Source organism: Bacillus sp. AFS040349, from assembly GCF_002577655.1.
Taxonomy (GTDB): domain Bacteria; phylum Bacillota; class Bacilli; order Bacillales; family Bacillaceae; genus Metabacillus.
Window position 1 is genome coordinate 1 of sequence record NZ_NUMC01000200.1, and the last position, 2,004, is coordinate 2,004.

At 32.5% G+C, this 2,004-nt stretch carries 3 protein-coding genes; 2 read left to right on the top strand and 1 reads right to left on the bottom strand.

All coding sequences use genetic code 11. The features are described 5' to 3' along the window. Positions 1 to 77 precede the first annotated feature (77 nt). Complete coding sequence (locus COD11_RS26115; protein WP_098799780.1) at positions 78 to 572, bottom strand: Hsp20/alpha crystallin family protein; 495 nt, start codon at positions 570 to 572, stop codon at positions 78 to 80. A 185-nt stretch (positions 573 to 757) separates the two neighbouring features. Between COD11_RS26115 and rarD the strand changes: the two genes are divergently transcribed. Beyond that, on the top strand, positions 758 to 1,699 hold the full coding sequence (gene rarD, locus COD11_RS26120) for an EamA family transporter RarD (RefSeq protein WP_098799781.1): 942 nt from the start codon (positions 758 to 760) through the stop codon (positions 1,697 to 1,699). Positions 1,700 to 1,725: 26 nt separating this feature from the next. Next, entirely contained in the window at positions 1,726 to 1,992 is a 267-nt protein-coding gene (locus tag COD11_RS26125) for a hypothetical protein (protein WP_098799782.1), read from the top strand. The last annotated feature ends 12 nt before the right edge of the window (positions 1,993 to 2,004 follow it).

A 2,004-nucleotide genomic window follows, 5' to 3' on the forward strand; every position in this document is an offset into this window, starting at 1 on the left:
CAGATTTTCAGTGGCCTCCTAATAAAGTAGGTAGTTTTTTCTCATTTGAAACGATTATCAAACAATAACATTAAGATTTAATATGAAATATCTATTTCAGAAATATTACTTTCATCTAATCGAATAAATTGAATTTCAAGGTAATCATCTAAAAATCGTGCTCGAGTTCCCTTTCTCTTAACAGGGCTTGGCAACATGTATTTAGATTGTTCATTTTCTTTAGGGTAGTTTATAAGAATAAGCTGATGATTTGTGTGTTGTAATTTTAAATTCTTGTTATCTTTGCTTGACAAGGGAAGCTTTACATAAACAAAATCATTTGTTTCAAAGATTTCCGGCTGGGGCTTCACTTGCGTCTCACTTTTTGAGAAATCTCCTTGAAAAGGAAATCCTGAAGGATCGTTACCTGTCATATTACCTTGAAAAGGAAATCCCTGTGTAAAATCTCCACTAAAAACATTTTTCATAACGTTTTGAATATAGGATTCGACGTCTTTTGGATTCATCTTGTTTAAATGCTTCATAAAACCGGATTGATCAAATGGAAATTGTTTATTATTCCAAGGAAACATATCTTCACTTCCTTTATACCTGATTTGATAATATAGAGTATGCATGGGAAGGGAAATGGGTTAGAAAGCTAATATGTTGTGGGACAGCTTCTAACAAGTTTATAATGAGTTTTAGGTGGAGGAAGAATAGTGTACTTTGAAAGTCGAGATTGATTGAGAAAGGCATAAGAATCGAGGTAAACAAGATGAATACAACAGAAGAAAATACATACAAGAAAGGGCTCTTTTACACGGCTTTTTCTTATATCCTTTGGGGGATATTACCTCTATATTGGAAAATGATTAACAATGTTTCACCTGAAGAAATTTTAGCACACAGAATCTTCTGGTCCTTCATTTTTATGATTGCTTTGCTCACTTTTACGAAAGAATGGAAAAATGTAAAAGATGTGAGTAAAAGAATGATTAATAATCCAGGATTGATTTTTTTACTAGTTGTTTCATCATTGTTAATTAGTATCAACTGGTTTGTGTATATTTGGTCAGTAAATAATGATCATTTGATTGAGGCAAGCTTAGGTTATTATATAAACCCGTTAATTAGTGTTTTGCTAGGAATGCTCTTTTTTAAAGAAAAGTTAAATTTATGGCAAAAACTTTCTTTCTTAATTGCGGCAGTTGGTGTTTTCATTATGACCTATCATTATGGGCAAATTCCATTTGTTGCGGTTACATTGGCATTAAGTTTTGGTTTATACGGTTTAACTAAAAAAATAACAAAACTAAGCTCGGGGATCGGCCTTACTTTTGAAACAATGGCTGTCACACCAATCGCGATAATTTATTTAATAATGCTTGCTACTCAAGGGGAACTTGAATTTCTATCTTTTCATGTACCAACAAATTTACTTTTAATTGGAGCTGGAATTGCAACAGCTGTTCCTTTGCTACTTTTTGCAAGTGGAGCACAGAGAATTCCGCTGTTTATGGTTGGTGTTCTACAATACATAGCTCCTACAATTACTTTAATAATAGGAATTGTACTGTATAAAGAACCCTTTACAAAAATTGAAGTGATGACATTCTCATGTATATGGACATCACTACTGTTATTTACGTTATCAAATTCCAGATCCTTCAAAAAAGCAGAATTCAAGCTTAAAAATCGGAATTCACTGGAGATGTAAACTTTGAGTGGAGGTTTATTTTGGAAATGAATGGTTTATTGCATGCATACAGACAGTTATGGACAAATCGTGAATTACCTGTTGAAAATAACGAAAATGAGACGCTGATGAATGCCATCACAAAAGAATTGTTAGATGAAATGACTCATCCGCGTCTTCGTAAGAATATCCATTTTAAATTTCATTTGTCGGTTAAGCGAATACTCTCTTCTTCACTTAATCAAGACCAAAAACTCGGTTTAATTGAAATTCATCTTAAAGTGATGGAAAACTTAACAAAAAATCCTAGGTAGTGTCAAAAGATT

Excerpts from the sequence above, each read along its gene's own strand:
- COD11_RS26115 (WP_098799780.1), bottom strand. The coding sequence starts at position 572 with ATGTTTCCTTGGAATAATAAACAATTTCCATTTGATCAATCCGGTTTT.
- rarD (WP_098799781.1), top strand. The coding sequence starts at position 758 with ATGAATACAACAGAAGAAAATACATACAAGAAAGGGCTCTTTTACACG.
- COD11_RS26125 (WP_098799782.1), top strand. The coding sequence starts at position 1,726 with ATGAATGGTTTATTGCATGCATACAGACAGTTATGGACAAATCGTGAA.